Origin of the sequence: Blautia sp. KLE_1732_HM_1032, assembly GCF_025147905.1 — a bacterium.
Taxonomy (GTDB): domain Bacteria; phylum Bacillota; class Clostridia; order Lachnospirales; family Lachnospiraceae; genus Blautia_A; species Blautia_A fusiformis.
The window spans coordinates 3427332-3443124 of record NZ_CP102266.1; the positions used below are offsets into that span (position 1 = coordinate 3427332).

At 45.7% G+C, this 15793-nt stretch carries 16 protein-coding genes; 2 read left to right on the forward strand and 14 right to left on the reverse strand.

Features of this window, described 5'->3' with window-relative positions; translation table 11 throughout:
- Positions 1-41 precede the first annotated feature (41 nt).
- The 14 genes from NQ489_RS16170 to NQ489_RS16235 form a co-directional block, all read right to left on the reverse strand.
- A complete protein-coding gene (locus NQ489_RS16170; RefSeq protein ID WP_015526279.1) occupies positions 42-596 on the reverse strand; it encodes an HdeD family acid-resistance protein in 555 nt (184 codons plus the stop codon).
- A gap of 209 nt (positions 597-805) precedes the next feature.
- On the reverse strand, positions 806-1357 hold the full coding sequence (locus NQ489_RS16175; protein WP_021652467.1) for a TetR/AcrR family transcriptional regulator C-terminal domain-containing protein: 552 nt from the start codon (positions 1355-1357) through the stop codon (positions 806-808).
- A 155-nt stretch (positions 1358-1512) separates the two neighbouring features.
- Positions 1513-2841 carry a hemolysin family protein gene (locus NQ489_RS16180; protein WP_044962091.1) on the reverse strand — a complete coding sequence of 443 codons (1329 nt, stop codon included), beginning with the start codon at positions 2839-2841 and terminating at the stop codon, positions 1513-1515.
- A 262-nt stretch (positions 2842-3103) separates the two neighbouring features.
- Complete coding sequence (locus NQ489_RS16185; RefSeq protein WP_044962085.1) at positions 3104-4786, reverse strand: sensor histidine kinase; 1683 nt, start codon at positions 4784-4786, stop codon at positions 3104-3106.
- Between the two features lie 186 nt (positions 4787-4972).
- Entirely contained in the window at positions 4973-5656 is a 684-nt protein-coding gene (gene phoU / locus NQ489_RS16190) for a phosphate signaling complex protein PhoU (RefSeq protein ID WP_015526283.1), read from the reverse strand.
- A 4-nt stretch (positions 5657-5660) separates the two neighbouring features.
- Positions 5661-6419 (reverse strand): phosphate ABC transporter ATP-binding protein PstB, encoded by a 759-nt coding sequence (gene pstB / locus NQ489_RS16195; protein WP_021652472.1) that lies wholly within the window; start codon positions 6417-6419, stop codon positions 5661-5663.
- A 9-nt stretch (positions 6420-6428) separates the two neighbouring features.
- A complete protein-coding gene (pstA, locus tag NQ489_RS16200) occupies positions 6429-7343 on the reverse strand; it encodes a phosphate ABC transporter permease PstA (RefSeq protein WP_021652473.1) in 915 nt (304 codons plus the stop codon).
- Complete coding sequence (gene pstC / locus NQ489_RS16205) at positions 7333-8190, reverse strand: phosphate ABC transporter permease subunit PstC (protein WP_021652474.1); 858 nt, start codon at positions 8188-8190, stop codon at positions 7333-7335. The genes pstA and pstC overlap by 11 nt, the downstream gene beginning before the upstream one ends.
- Positions 8191-8313: 123 nt before the next feature.
- Positions 8314-9177: a substrate-binding domain-containing protein gene (locus tag NQ489_RS16210; RefSeq protein WP_021652475.1), complete on the reverse strand. Its 864-nt coding sequence runs from the start codon at positions 9175-9177 to the stop codon at positions 8314-8316.
- 154 nt (positions 9178-9331) lie between these two features.
- Complete coding sequence (locus NQ489_RS16215) at positions 9332-9766, reverse strand: RrF2 family transcriptional regulator (protein ID WP_044962087.1); 435 nt, start codon at positions 9764-9766, stop codon at positions 9332-9334.
- A 453-nt stretch (positions 9767-10219) separates the two neighbouring features.
- Positions 10220-11152: a cysteine synthase A gene (cysK, locus tag NQ489_RS16220; RefSeq protein ID WP_015526291.1), complete on the reverse strand. Its 933-nt coding sequence runs from the start codon at positions 11150-11152 to the stop codon at positions 10220-10222.
- Positions 11153-11382: 230 nt separating this feature from the next.
- On the reverse strand, positions 11383-12393 hold the full coding sequence (locus NQ489_RS16225) for a DUF4097 family beta strand repeat-containing protein (protein ID WP_021652479.1): 1011 nt from the start codon (positions 12391-12393) through the stop codon (positions 11383-11385).
- Positions 12386-13099, reverse strand: a complete 714-nt coding sequence (locus NQ489_RS16230) for a DUF1700 domain-containing protein (RefSeq protein WP_021652480.1) — start codon at positions 13097-13099, stop codon at positions 12386-12388. Before NQ489_RS16230 ends, NQ489_RS16225 begins: the two co-directional genes overlap by 8 nt.
- Entirely contained in the window at positions 13096-13416 is a 321-nt protein-coding gene (locus tag NQ489_RS16235) for a PadR family transcriptional regulator (RefSeq protein ID WP_021652481.1), read from the reverse strand. Before NQ489_RS16235 ends, NQ489_RS16230 begins: the two co-directional genes overlap by 4 nt.
- Before the next feature lie 175 nt (positions 13417-13591).
- Here NQ489_RS16235 and NQ489_RS16240 point away from each other — a divergent pair, with 175 nt between their 5' ends.
- Both NQ489_RS16240 and NQ489_RS16245 read left to right on the forward strand, forming a co-directional pair.
- Positions 13592-14617: an N-acetylmuramoyl-L-alanine amidase family protein gene (locus NQ489_RS16240; RefSeq protein WP_227945550.1), complete on the forward strand. Its 1026-nt coding sequence runs from the start codon at positions 13592-13594 to the stop codon at positions 14615-14617.
- Positions 14618-14638: 21 nt separating this feature from the next.
- Complete coding sequence (locus NQ489_RS16245; RefSeq protein WP_021652483.1) at positions 14639-15793, forward strand: serine hydrolase; 1155 nt, start codon at positions 14639-14641, stop codon at positions 15791-15793.

The window sequence follows — 15793 nt, forward strand, 5'->3', positions numbered from 1 at the left end:
ATGTTATTATCTAAAGTGATTGGTTATTTTTATGTTTATGTTTAAAGCCGACTCTTGATGATCTTGATCGTCAGGATCCCGACCCATAGATTGAGGATCCCTTCCAGTAAAATGGAAAATCCTACCAACACCATCATCATAGCTGCTGCTTCAAATGGTCTGATAAAAACCAGAACTCCGATCACTCCGGTGACCAGTGCGATCAGCAGGATCTGCCACCACAACGCCAGACCGAATCTCTTCGCATCTACAGACATCTGGATCTTAAACAGGGCATCTGCCAGGATCAGGATTCCGAACACGGAAAAAATAAGATCCACTGCGAAATTTTTTCTGGCTATCAGGATCACTCCCACTGCCATCAGCAGGATCCCGAAAGCCAGATCAAACTGAAATGCCAGACAGAAAGCATCTCTCGTGAAATATCCACTGATCTTAATAGCTCCGTACAGAATCAGCATGATTCCCATGAGCACGCACAGCATTTTTACAGAGCTTTTGGGCCTTGCCATCAGAAAAATACCCAGCACACAGAACAGTAATGACATGACGATGTAGATGTTTTTTACAAGCTTCAGCTGTTTCAGGTCATCCATACGTTCCCTCCTTGATAATTTTTTCTCATTTATTGTACTGAATTATACATCCCTGTGTCGTTTAAAAAAACAGACAAAAAAGAGCCAGTGCCTAAATTTCAGACACCAGCTCAAAATTAACCGTTTCTATACCTTAATAATATTCGAGGACATTCCTGTTTTACACTAAATGGATATTTTTAATCTTCATTTAGTTGAGATCATAGCTTTTATTTCAGATTTTTGTACTGACTCTCAAGGCTCTTCTCGTAAATATACTCCAGCTTATGCATATCTGACAGGATATCATAATCCATATCATGCCGTAGCCAGTCCAGGATCACTCCCACAAATACACATTTATAATACCGGCTTATAAGATGCCTATCTTCCTGATCCATTTCAAAGTCTCCGACCGCCCTGTTGATCAGCTCCTCCACCACACGCTCTGCGGCATGATCCAGATAATCGGCAAATACATCCCTCTGGATCGAGCGGTACAGATGTAGCATGGCTTTTTTGTTCTTCTGAACTGCATTGACAAGGATTTCCATACAGTCGCTGACTGATTCCGGTGCTTTCTGATCCTTCAGAATGTCATTCAGCTCTTCCTTTACCATTGCTTCCACCGCATCCGGAATATCTCTGAAATGGTAGTAAAATGTATTCCTGTTTACTCCACAGCGTTCCACAATGTCCTTTACCGTAATCTTGGACAATGGTTTTTCGTTCATAAGTTCCGTCAGTGTATGCAGTATGATCTGTCTTGTAAAACCTGGCATTTTCTCTCCCCCATCACAAGCTTTCCTCGGGTTATTTCCTTATTATGTCATAAAAATAACATACTTTCAAGCAACAACATGTTCGAAAATGTCCATAAATCCCCGGAGATCTTTCTCCCGATAACTGTCCCATGACCTGGCTGAACAAGGTTTTGTCAGATCTCTTCTTTCTGTTCCTGCACTTTTTTCTCTGGCTGAACATGAACGATCCCCTCCACAACGGTATGGTTTCTGACCTGATTTACCACAATATCCAGGTTTTTCCAGCTGCATCGGAACTGTTCTCCGTCCTCCGGTACACGTTCCAGAACTCCGCAGACAAAGCCGCTGAAAGTATCATATTTTTCTACAGGAAGCTCCACATTTATGACCTCTGCCACATCATCCAGGATCGCTCCTCCCTGTATTTTCCAGATATGTTCTCCTGTCTTCTCAATATCATCCGGCTTCGGCAGATCTGTCCTGTCGTCAATATCTCCCACCAGCGTCTCCACAAGATCATGCAGAGTGACAATTCCCACAAAGCAGCCGTATTCATCCAGCACTACTGCAAAATAATCCCGTTTTTCCCTCATTTCCCGGAAGATCAGGTTGGCACGCATGGATTCCGGTACAAAAAACGGTGAATAACAGGCATGCTGCAGAACAGCTTCTCTGGATCTGTCCTCCAGGCGGAAATAATCTCTGGTGTCCAGAATATGGATAATATCATCCTGATCTTCCCCGCATACCGGATAAAAGGTGTGACGGTTCTCTCTGATGATCCGTTCCCATTCCTCATCGGAGTCTTCCATATAGAGGACAACCACATCTCTTCTGTGTGTACAGATCTCATCTGCCGCAGTATCATCCAGGTCAAAAACATTCTGGATCATCTCGCTTTCTTCCTGCTGGATGCTGCCCTGTTCATTTCCCTCTGTAAGCAGCATACGGATCTCTTCCTCTGTGGCCTGCTCCTCTTTTTCTTCCGGTTTGATCCCCATCAGATACAGCACACCATTGGCAGTTACTGTCAGAAGTGCAGTAGCCGGCCAGACTGCGATCATTGCGATCTTAAGAAGTCCTGCCAGACGCAGAGACAGCTCATCCGGATTTTTCATTCCCAGACGTCTTGGCACCAGTTCTCCGAACAGAAGACTTACATAGGAAAGCAGTATGGTCACAATGATCATGCATACGATCTTCAGAACATTCTGTGGTACATCTATCCCTGACCTTATCAGTGCCTCTGTCATCGGCTGTGCAAAATATTCTGCCGCAAAAGCGCTCTGCAGAAATCCTGCCGTAGTTACCGTTACACGGATCGCTGTCATAAAATGTGCCGGCTGTTCTGTAAGCTTTATCAAAATCTGCGCCCGGTGATCTCCCTCTTCCGCCAGCTCCCTCATCTTTGCTTCATTCATGGACAGAATCGCCATTTCCGCACCTGCAAAAACAGAGTTCAGAAAGATCAGGAACACCAGTAAAACAATTGCCTGTATCATATTTTTATTCCCCTCAGTATAGTCGTCCGGAATTATTCCGAACCAATTATAATACAGAAAGCGGACCGTTATCATCCGCTTTCCTGTTGCTTATTCTGATTATTATTACATAAGATAGCATAACCCTTCCGGTCTGTCAAACCATCAACCTCCAACCAGCAATATACTATGATATAAAAAGCAGCAGATACATACAACAGAACGGCCGTTCATCTTCCACTCTGCTGCATGCCTATGAACATCATCGCTACACGACCTATGTTCACTCTGCTGCTTCCTTTTCCATATGATGTTTCGGAAATTCCATAATGATCTCGGTTCCCTGTCCCGGTTCACTGTTAAGCCACAGCCTGCCGTTCAGAGTTTTTACCCCGTGCTTCACAATGGAAAGGCCAAGACCGGTTCCGCCGATTTCCTTGGAATGGCTTTTGTCCACCCGATAAAAGCGTTCAAAAATGCGTTCCTGATCTTCCTTCGGAATACCGATCCCTGTATCCCGCACATTCACACGAACTGCATCCTCGCCATCCTTCAGTCTCACAAAGACCTCTCCACCCCGGCGGTTATATTTGACAGCATTATCGCAGACATTATAGAGAACCTCTTCCATGATCGTCGGCACTGTATCCAGCACTGTACTTCCGCCTTCCATATACATATGCACTTCCTGCTTTTCGGCAGCTTCATGTAAGGTAGAAAAAATATCATGAGTCAGACTGTAAAGATCCAGTTTTTCCCACTGATACGGCAATCCGCCCTCATCCAGACGGGAGATCCGGATCACATCCCCAACCAGACGGATCAGTCTCTGCGCTTCCTTATAGATGCGTCCTGCAAAAACCTTCACATCCTCATCCTTCACAAATCCGTCCTGCATGATCTCAGCAAATCCAGAAATGGAAGTCAGCGGCGTTTTCAGTTCATGGGAAACATTGGCGGAAAATTCTCTTCGCAGCTGTTCCCTTTCTACTTTTTCGGTCACATCCACCAGAAGGATCACCGCACCCTCTGTTTTATTTTCTCTTGTGACAGGATTGGCGATCACCTGAATCTCACTGCCATCCAGACGAAGGATCTTGTTCTCATGCTTTCCTTCAAGGACCTGCCCAACGACACCTCGAAACTCCTCCGAGCGGTTCAGAAGATATACACTTTCTCCTGTTTTGATCTCCTTTACCTTAAGAAGCTTTCCCACACTGGAGTTGACAGAAAGTACCATGGTATAACGGTCGATCACAAGAAGTCCCTCCTGCATGTTCTCCGTGATAATAGAAAATTCTTTCTGCTGTCTTCTGGCTGCCTCAAGCTGCAGACGGATCTGCCGGCTCTGTCTGCCGATCTTGCTGAGAAGCGGCTGTACCTCATCATAGGCATCATTCTCCTCCGGATGCTCCAGATCAAGCCCATTAAGAGGTTCCACAACCTTCCCGGAAAGCCTGGATGCAAATACGCCGGACAGGAGCAGCATAAGTATCAGAACTACAGCAAAAGGCGGAAGCAGCTGCAGGAGCAGCATCCATACAGAAGCCTGGTTACTGGAAACTCTCAGCACATTGCCATTTTCAAGGCGTACTGCATAATACATGGTTTTTTCGGAAAGCGTGGATGACATTCTTTCATCCGCACCTTCTCCGTTGATCTCTGCTTCACGGATCTCCTTGCGATGTCCGTGATTATCCATGCTTTCCACATTTGCCTCATTGTCGTAGATAACTTTTCCACTTTCATCCACATAAGTGATCCTGGAATCCTCATCATTCAGCTTCTTCAGATAATCTGTCCCGGTACTTTCCACACCTCTGGAAATATACACGGCTTCTTTCTTCAGCTCACCCATCAGCTGTCCCTGAAAATAGTGATAAAGGATCCCCACGACAAATGCCAGTCCCAGTACTGTGATCAGTGATGAAACCAGCATGATATACTTAAATATTTTTTTACTCAAAGCTCAGCCCTTTCCTTTCTCCGAAATCTATATAGCATTTTACAAAAGCAATGTAAAAATAATTATCCGGAAAAAGTTAAATCCTTGTAAATTTCATCACATTATAAAAAGTGCTGTGATATCCTTTCAATACCACAGCACTTTTTTATAATAATGCAACTCTTTGCAATCTGCTCTTACTTATTTCTATTCCTCAACAAAATAGTTATCTGTATGACTGGAACCGCTTCTGTGGTTTCCTGTGATGGAATATTCCACCCACTCTGCAATGTTCACAGCGTGATCACCGATACGCTCGAAATATTTTGCAGCCATAAGGATATCCAGACCGATGCTTGCATCCGGCTTTCCGTTATTCAGAACCTCGGCCAGCTTTTCCTTAATATCATTGAAGGCATCGTCCACCTTATCATCATCGTCAATAACCTTTCTGCAAAGCTCAAGATCACCCTTTACAAAGGCATCGATGCTTTCTGTAACCATCCGGACAGTATCCTCTGCCATCTTCCGGATATTAATGATATCTCCGGTAACTGCTTTGTCCTCGATATGCTTAGAAAGATCCGCAATATCTGCTGCCTGATCACCGATGCGTTCCATATCGGAGATCATCTTCAGCGCTGCGGAAATGGATCGCAGATCTCCGGCTACCGGATGCTCATGAAGAAGAAGCTTCATGCAGAGATTTTCGATCTCTCTTTCCTGTGCATCGATCTCTTTTTCCGTCTCAAAGATCTTGCCAATGAGAGTCATCCCGCCTTCACCCTGAATAGCTTTGGCAGAAAGTGAAATTGCTTTTTCGCAGAGACTTCCCATGGTGATCAGTTCCACGTGAAGCTCTTCCAGCTGTCTTACAAAACGTTCTGACATAATATCAACCAAACCTTCCTGTAATATAATCCTCTGTACGCTTATCTGCCGGCATGGAGAACAGCTTGTCTGTATCCGCAAATTCCACAACCTCACCAAGAAGGAAAAATGCTGTCTTGTCGGAGATACGGGTTGCCTGCTGCATGTTATGTGTGACCATAACAATGGTGTAATCCTTTTTAAGCTCTACTGCCAGATCCTCGATCTTGGAAGTGGAGATCGGGTCCAGGGCAGATGTGGGCTCATCCATAAGAAGCACCTCCGGCTGTACTGCCAGGGCACGGGCAATGCAGAGACGCTGCTGCTGTCCGCCTGACATTCCAAGAGCACTTTTTTTCAGGCGGTCCTTGACCTCATCCCAGATTGCCGCATCACGGAGAGATTTTTCCACGATCTCGTCCAGCTTCGCCTTGGAACGGATACCGTGTGTTCTCGGACCGTATGCAATATTATCATAAATGCTCATCGGGAACGGATTGGGCTTCTGAAATACCATTCCCACACGTTTACGCAGAAGATTCACGTCCATATCTCCGTAAATATCTTCCCCGTCAAGCTCTACCTTTCCTGTGATGGAACAGCCTTCCACAAGGTCGTTCATACGGTTTAAGGATTTCAGAAGTGTGGATTTACCACAGCCGCTTGGTCCGATAAATGCTGTGATCTCTTTTTCCGGGATCTCCATATTGATTCCCTTCAGGGCATGAAAGTTTCCGTAATGGAGATTCATATTGTCAATTGAAATTTTTGTATTTTCACTCATGATCGATCATTATCCTTTCGCAATTTTTCTGGCTACCAGACCGGACAGTCCGTTGATAACAAGTACAAATGCCAGAATGACTACTGCTGTTGCAGATGCCTGGTTTACATGAAGTCCCTCACTGGAAAGCACATACATGTGAAGTGCCAGGGTACGTCCGGAACCCATCAGGCTGTTTGGAACTGCCGCAACAGTACCGGAGGTATAAAGAAGTGCTGCAGTCTCACCTACCACACGTCCGATGGCCAGGATCACACCTGCCAGGATTCCAGGAACTGCGGAGGGAAGTACAATCGTAAAAATAGTACGGAGCTTGCCTGCTCCAAGTCCGAAGCTTGCCTCACGGTAAGAATCCGGAACAGATTTCAGTGCTTCCTCAGCGGTACGCATGATCAGGGGAAGTACCATGATCACCATGGTCAGGGCACCGGAAAGAAGAGACATGCCCCAGTGCAGTGCAGTTACAAAGAACAGCATACCGAACAGACCATATACGATGGATGGAATACCGGAAAGTGTCTCTGCGGTAATACGGATCAGCTTTACAAAACGGCTGCCTTTTTTTGCATATTCCACAAGGAAGATCGCTGCAAAGATTCCTACCGGAGCGGCAATCGCCAGAGATACCAGTGTCATGATCAGGGTATTGATCAGTGACGGGAGAAGGGAAACGTTCTCTGAGGTATAGGTAAGGCTGAACAGACTTGCATTCAGATAGGGAATACCTTTTACAAGCACATAGCCGATCAGGAAGAACAGCAGTGCAAAAGTGATCACTGCTCCCAGCAGTGTGAGAAATGCCAGGACTCCTGCACCGGGATGTTTCGCATAGGACTTCAGCTGGTCTCCTATGGTAAGTGTATTTCTTTTTTTCATGTTTGCTTCTGCCGCAGGATCTGCGGCTACAGATACGTTAGTTTGCATACTCCGCCCTCCTGTTCAGCAGTGAAAGACTTAAGTTGATGATCAGGATAAATACAAAGAGTACAACTCCTGTTGCGATCAGTGCTTCTCTGTGAAGTCCTGATGCATATCCCATCTCTGTTACGATGTTTGCAGTCATGGTACGTACACCCTGAAGAAGTCCCTTCGGCATACGTGGCTGGTTTCCGGCTACCATGATCACGGCCATGGTCTCACCGATGGCACGTCCGATTCCAAGGACAACGCCTGCCAGGATTCCGGACTTTGCTGCCGGAAGCATAACAAAGAAAATGCTTCTTTCTTTTGTTGCGCCAAGTGCAAGTGAGCCTTCATAGTAGCTTTCCGGAACGCTTCGTACTGCCGATTCCGTAACTCCGATGATCGTCGGAAGGATCATGATTCCCAGAAGGATACATGCTGCCAGCATACTGCTTCCGGTTCCTCCGAACAGCTGGCGGATCAGCGGTACCAGGAGAACCAGACCAAAATAGCCATATACGATGGATGGAACGCCTGCCATAAGCTCAATACCGGATTTCAGTGGTTTATAGATTTTTTTCGGGCAATATCTTGCCATAAATACGGATGTAAAAAGTGCGATCGGAACTCCGATAAGGATTGCTCCTGCAGTTACATAAATACTTGCCACGATCATTGGCAGGATTCCGAATTTATCGTTTGTTGGTCTCCATTCTGTTCCGAAGAGGAATTTTAAGGGACCGATCTTTCCCATTGCAGGAAGGCCGTTTGCAAAAAGGAACACACAAATAAGAAATACTGCAAGAACCGATGCACAGGCCGCAATGAGAAAAACGACCTTCATGGCCTTTTCTCCTAAATGATTCATAAGACACCTTTCTCTCTGTTCCAGTGGATATCCACTGTGCTGATATATAACGGAGCGGCTTTCCTGACCTTGTCATGATCGCCGCTCTTTGTAAGATACTTCAATCGTTTTTTATCCGGGAATTTATTTGGTCACGTCTTCCCAGTCTGTGATATCACCTGTGAAGATGGATTTTACCTGGTCACTTGAAAGCTCCTCAAGGTCATTGTCGTTATTTACGATGACTGCGATACCATCTTTTGCGATCTCTGTAGCTTTAACACCTTTCTCTGTTTCCTCGTCCTTCAGCTCACGGGATGCCATTCCGATATCACATACACCCTCTGTTGCGCTATTGATTCCTGTTGTGGAGTCGCTGACCTGAACTTCTACTGTGATGTTTTTGTTTGTTTTCTGATATGCCTCTGCAAGCTTCTCCATTACAGGTCCTACGGAAGAAGATCCCATAACTACGACTTTGCCTTTTGCATCTCCGGCTTTGTATGCCTCTGCTTTTTCATCTACTTTGATGTAGCCTTCTTTTTCGATGATGTCCTGTCCGTCAGAGCTCATGATGTAGTTGATGAAATCCTGTGCTGCATCACTGAGCTTGTCGCCTGTTACGATGTTGAACGGACGTGCTACCTTGTATGTATCATCTGCAACGTTCTCTGCTGTTGCCTCTGCTCCGTCGATCTTTACTGCTTTTACTGTATCGTTGAGGGAACCAAGGGATACGTATCCGATAGAGTTCTCATCGCCTGCTACTGTGGTAAGCATTACATCTGTGTTGTTTGTGATGCTTGCTTCCTGTGTTGTCATATCTACTTTCTCGCCGTCTTTTTCTTCTTCGATCCCAAACAGCTCTACGAATGCTCCACGTGTTCCGGATCCGTCCTCACGGGAAATTACGTCGATCGCTCCGGATGGTGCTGCCATTACAACGGTTCCCATTACTGTAGTTCCGATAAGTGCTGCTGTTAAGATACCTGCGATTCTTTTTTTCATGATTTTTTTCTCCTCATTTCTATGATCATTTTTACTTGCTTACTGCTTAAATACAGGTGTTATTATAGGAATGGAAGGTAAAATATAAAATCGCGGTTTTGTAAAATGTTAGTAAAAAAATGTGATATAAAAAAAGCTGCTTGCGCAGCTTTTTTTATATGATATATTCGTCCGCCTTCACGGCTTGCCAGTTCATCAGGTCTTCCAGTGTTATATGATCTACCACACCTTTGATGGCGTCGTCCAGCTTTTTCCAGAGGATCTGGGTGACACAGTTCTCCTCACGGTCACAGATGGCTCCGTTGTCGTCCAGACATTCCACAGGGGAAAGGCTTCCTTCTGTGAGACGAAGGATCATTCCGACCGTGTATTTATCCGGGGTCTGCTGCAGTGCATAGCCGCCCTGAGGGCCACGGACACTGCGGACAAAGCCTGCTTTGTTCAGGATGGATATGATCTGCTCCAGATATTTATCTGAGATCTCCTGGCGCTTCGCCACATCCTTCAGGCGGATCGGTTTTCCTGTATAATTTGTAGCAAGATCCAACATCAGTCTCAGCGCATATCTTCCTCTTGTAGAAATCCTCATGTAATATTTACCTCCAATATTTCAGTATTCTTCTGATTTATAGCATTTTGCTCTTTCTGTTATTGTGCAGCTGTTCAGCCGGAAATATTCCTCTGTATTCCATAACCGGCACCCTTCTCTGTGATGCACAGGCAGCTTCCTGTATCTTCTTTCATAGGAAGCAGAATCTGCTTTGCAGACTTTATTCTTTATATTGTTAATAGGTTTTGTTTGTTTTCTCTATTATACCTGAAAAAGCTACAAGATACAAGCAAGTCCCCACACACTGCTTATTGCTTTTCGCAGGACCTTACCAGTGAACAATAACCGCAGCCCCACAGAGGGCTTACTTAATTCGATGAAATCAAGAATAAAACCGGCGCTCCGGCAGCCTGCTTGGACAGGCATTCAGGAGCGCCGTAAATAATCCCGCAGGATCACGCTTCGGGGCAAAAGAAGCGGTCTTCGGATCGATTATTTTGTAAACAGTGGTGTGGAGTAGTAACGGTCTCCACTGTCCGGAAGAAGTGCTACGATCACTTTCCCCTTGTTCTCCGGGCGTTTTGCAAGCTGGATCGCAGCATAGAGAGCTGCACCGGAGGAAATTCCTGTAAGGATTCCCTCTTTCTTGGTAAGGAGTTTGGATGTTTCAAATGCATCCTCATTCTCTACCGGGATGATCTCGTCATAAACCTTGGTGTCAAGTGTGTCCGGAACAAAACCTGCGCCGATACCCTGGATCTTATGCGGGCCTGCTTTTCCCTCAGAAAGTACAGGAGAAGTTGCAGGCTCAACAGCAACTACCTTCACATTCGGATTCTGGCTCTTCAGGTACTCACCTGTACCTGTGATCGTTCCGCCTGTGCCGACACCTGCCACAAAAATGTCTACCTTTCCGTCTGTGTCATTCCAGATCTCAGGACCTGTTGTTGCCGCATGTGCTTTCGGGTTAGCCGGGTTCTCAAACTGTCCTGGAATGAAGCTTCCCGGAATCTCCTTGGCAAGCTCTTCTGCCTTGGCAATGGCCCCCTTCATTCCCTTGGCTCCGTCTGTGAGAACCACCTCTGCACCATATGCCTTCAGGATGTTTCTTCTCTCAACACTCATGGTCTCCGGCATGGTGAGGATCGTCTTATAGCCCTTGGCAGCTGCGATGGCTGCAAGTCCGATTCCTGTGTTACCGGATGTTGGCTCGATAATGGTTGCGCCTGGTTTCAGGACACCTTTCTGCTCTGCATCCTCGATCATTGCCTTACCGATTCTGTCCTTAACGCTTCCTGCCGGGTTAAAATACTCAAGCTTGGCAAGTACTGTAGCCTCAAGTCCCTCAGATTTCTCTACGTTCTTAACCTCTACAAGCGGTGTGTTTCCGATCAGTTCCAGTGCGCTTCCGTAAATTTTACCCATGATGATATCCTCCTTATTTCCTTTATGTCCATTTCCTTATTTCCTAGTAACTATATATGTTTTCTGTGATTTGATTGAATTATATCATAGTACAGGGATTTGTCAATACATTTCAGCCAAAAAACACAGGAATTTTTCTCCGGAAAAACCCCTGCGCTTCATATAATTTCATTTATTCTTTTTTAGGATTTTTACAAGCAGATGCATAGTCAGACGGATATTCATATTCTTTATTTTTCAGATTCTGTTAATGTAATATCCCCATCGCTGCATTCCACATTTAAAGTCGGTGCTGAAGCACCGGCCTTGTTCTCATAAACAGAGGTGTCTTCCTCATTGTCGGTTTTTCCCCTGGAAAGCCCCTCCGTGTCCACATCTCCGTCTGCAGTTTTCAGATAAATATTGGTTTTCTCTGCACTGCCGTTCTTCATTTCTACAGAAACATCACCGCAGGAGCTATTGATCTTCATATCTCCGTTAAAGCTGCTGTTGTCTATCTGAATATCTCCGTCGCTGAGAGCTATCTGCCCATCTGCAAGCTCTGCCTTTTTTATGGTCACATCTCCGTTTCCGGATTTCAGCTGCATGTTATCTGTACATTGAAGTTCTTTTACATTCAGATCCCCGTCGGAAAGCTTTGCATCAAACTTTTCGAACTCGCCCTTATCCAGCATCAGATCTCCACTGAGAAGTTCCAAGGTCATTTCTTTACACAAAAGCTGATCGGCAGCAAGATCCCCGTCGGAAAGCTGAAGCTCCGCTTCGGAAAGCTGTGCCTTCTCCGGAATATAAAGAACCACCGTATTCAATGCATCTTTCTTTTCTGTCAGATCCGCATGTGTAGAGAATATCCCCAGATCATAGGTTATATAATAACTTCCACTGCCGCCTGCAGGCTCCTCAAGCGTGAGCTCTCCATCCTTATCCTTCCAGGTCAGAGGATTTTTCCTCCCGTTTTTCTCAAGCTTATATTCCATATAATAATGGTCATCATCTGAGGTACGGATATCCAGATCAAAATCCTCAAAATCCACATTCAGCTTCGTAAAATCATCAATCTGTTCTTTTTTCATTACTGTAAGATTTTTACGACTGGAAGAATTTCCTCCGGATACATACATATGATCTGAAGTATATGTGAAATCTTTTCCCCCTGCAAAATATCCTGCTGTGGAAAGAACAACTCCCGCTACACAGAGTGCTGTACCTGTCATCAGCACTGTTTTTGCAATCTTATTCATTTTTATGCACCTTCTTTCTTACAAGTCTGTTAACCAGACGGCCGATTCCCATTGCACACCATTTACATATATATATGGTAAGTACTCCAACGAGGATTCCCGCACCTGCCATCAGAAATCCACTGCCGACCATCATGCAGGCTGCTGCCAGAGATCTTGCGATCAATGTCATGCCGAAACCTGTGAGCACGATACCTCCGGCAATTGCTGATACACCTGTAACTGCCATGGAAAAGATCACTGCTGCGATGACAAGCACCACTGCTGCCAGTACTGCAAGGCCTGCAAACAGCAGCGCAATGCTCACCGGCGATGCACAGATCACCAGAAATGCGAGAAGAATGATCTTTCCGGGAGAACGCTTCTTTCCTGCGGATGTACTGTACCCTGTTGTACTCAGGTTTCCTGAATCTGTCCGGCTATGTGCATGGGAGCTATCTCCGTAATATGAACCTGCTGCCGGCAAAGCTGCTGTTTTTTCCTCGGTGATGTCTTTACTGTCACCAACACTCTCCTGTAAAAGGTTCAGAAGCAGTTCCCTTGCCGCCTCTTTAGGCTGTCCCAGTTCTTCCATAACCTGCTGTTCATTCTCAGGTCCAGCCTCATCGAAGTATTCCGAAAAATACTCAATGGCATTGTCATAATCTTCTTTTGGAAGCCGCTTCAGATATTTCTTCAGCTGCTCCATATACTCTTTTCTTGTCATTTTCGAAGTCTCCCTTCCACAATATCGTCTATAGTATCGCGGTATTCTCTCCACTCTTTCCTCAAATATTCCAGCTGATCACGCCCGGCTTCTGTGATGGAATAATACTTTCGCTTCCTGCCCTGGAACTCTTGGGAATACGTTGTAAGATAACCACCTGTCTCCAGCTTCCGCAGGATGGGATACAGGGTAGACTCCTTGATGGATGCAACCATCTTTACAGTCTGGCTGATCTCATATCCGTAGGAATCCTGCTGTTCCACAACAGAAAGGATCAGACATTCTGTCAGCACAGCTGATACCGGATAGTAATACATACGCTCACCTCTTTATGTAATTATTTTATATATAAAATTTTTATATATAATTATTTTACATATATAGTATCATATTTTCCCCTGTTGTCAAGCCCAATTTCACAATTGCTTTTTCCTATCTCCTTATTTATAATATTTACAAATGCAAACACCCACCAAGAAAGGACGTATTTTTATGGAAAAAAAGCCTCATCTGATGGCGATCGTCCTGTTTCTGACGGGTCTTATCTGTATTGGACTGCTTTTTGGACTCAGCTATAAAACCTACCGGAAGATCGATGCCGTTGACCAGAAAATGGCCTCCGTGATCAAACCGGTCCAGAAAAAGCAAAAATCCATGAAAGAGGATATCGAACTTTATACAGCCAAGATCGAAAAGAAACAGGCAGCCAACAAATACCTGCAGCAGCGGGCACAGACAGAAAAAGCTGTCAAAAACAACACTGGTGAACATGAACGGGCACCGGAATCCGAAAACAGTCAGAAAACGACCAAACCCTCTGTTTTCAGTGAAGCCGGTGGTGAAGGATTCACCGATGGCGGTAATGATACCTCTTCTGCTTCCAACAACGGCCATATCGTCGGGATCGATCCCGGACATCAGAGTGAAAATGTTGATATGAGCGCCACAGAGCCGAACGGCCCCGGTTCCTCCACCATGAAGGCCAAGGCTTCCACCGGAACCAGAGGCTCCTTCAGCGGTCTCCCGGAGTATCAGCTGAATCTGGACGTTTCTCTTCTGCTTAGGGATATCCTGGAACAGCGTGGATACCAGGTAATAATGACAAGGACAGACAATGATACCGCTATCAGCAACAAGGAGCGTGCAGAGCTGGTCGCTTCCCAGGGTGCGGAGATCTGTGTCCGTATCCATGCAAACGGAGATGATTCTGCAGATGTCTCCGGTGCTCTGACCATGTGTCCGTCCCAGCAGAATCCTTATGTTTCCAGTCTCTATGACAGTTCCAACAAACTATCCAAATGCATTGTGGATTCCTACTGCGCAGCTACCGGCTTCCAGAACCGCGGGATCATCTACACAGATTCCATGACAGGTATTAACTGGAGCACGATCCCGGTGACGATTGTGGAAATGGGATTTATGACCAACCAGAGCGATGATCTGAAAATGGCGGATTCCTCCTTCCAACAGACTATGGCAGAAGGGATCGCCAATGGAATCGATGCTTATTTCCAATAATAAAAAGGAGTTTGTTTATATATGAAAAAAAATACATTTCTGTATATTGTGATCGCAGTGCTTGTCATCGCACTGGCAGGACTTGGGGCACTGAATGTCCGCTCCCTGGACAAGCTTGCATCTCTCCAGACAAAAGTTAACAAGCTGCAGAAAAGTGTGCAGGAGGTTTCTGATTCTGCCGCTGAGCTCAGCAGCAAAGCCGATCAGCTGGATGCTCTTTATCCTGATGATCCTACCGTTTCCAGCGCTGCTGCCGCAGCATCTTCAGCTGAGGTCCAGGGTCCTTCCGCACAGGAAGAATCCACAGATACATCTGCAGCCTCCGATTCTTCCGAAGCTTCTGGCAGCAAGGACAGTTCTTCTTCCACTCAGGAAGAAGGAACTCTTTCCCCATCCAGCGGAAGCACTTTCACAGACAATTCGGATTCCAGCATGGACAACCTTCTGAACCAGGTACAGTCTCTTCTTCCCACCGATAACGGAACCTGGTCCGTATATGTATGCAATCTTGCAAAAAATACCGAAGGTACCATCAACGATCAGCAGATGCAGGCTGCCAGCCTGATCAAGCTCTATATCATGGGTGCCGTATATGAAGATTATGACAGTCTTTCCTCCAAATACAGCAAGGATCAGCTGGACAATGCACTGAACTCCATGATCACAGTCAGCGACAATAATGCTGCCAATACACTTGTCAATTATCTTGGCGGCGGGGATGACGCAGCCGGAATGGCCCGTGTGAATAAATTCTGTCAGGATCACGGATACACCAGCACTTCCATGGGACGTCTTCTTCTTGCAGATAATTCCAATGGGGATAACTACACTTCCGCAAAGGATTGTGGAAAATTTCTGAAGACCATCTATCAGATCGACAAGGGTACTGCTACCGATAACAACGATACTCTGGCAGGAGCCGAATATATGTATCGTCTTCTGAAAATGCAGACCAGGAAAAACAAGATCCCGGCTCAGATGCCTTCCGAGGTAAAGGTTGCCAACAAAACCGGTGAACTGGATCACGTAGAAAACGATGCCGGCATCATCTATGACACTGCAAAGGGGATCGACCTGGTAGTCTGCTTTATGTCACAGGATCTTAACGATACCTCTGCTGCACAGAACACCATCGCACAGGACAGCCGTGCGATCTATGGATACTATAACGAATAA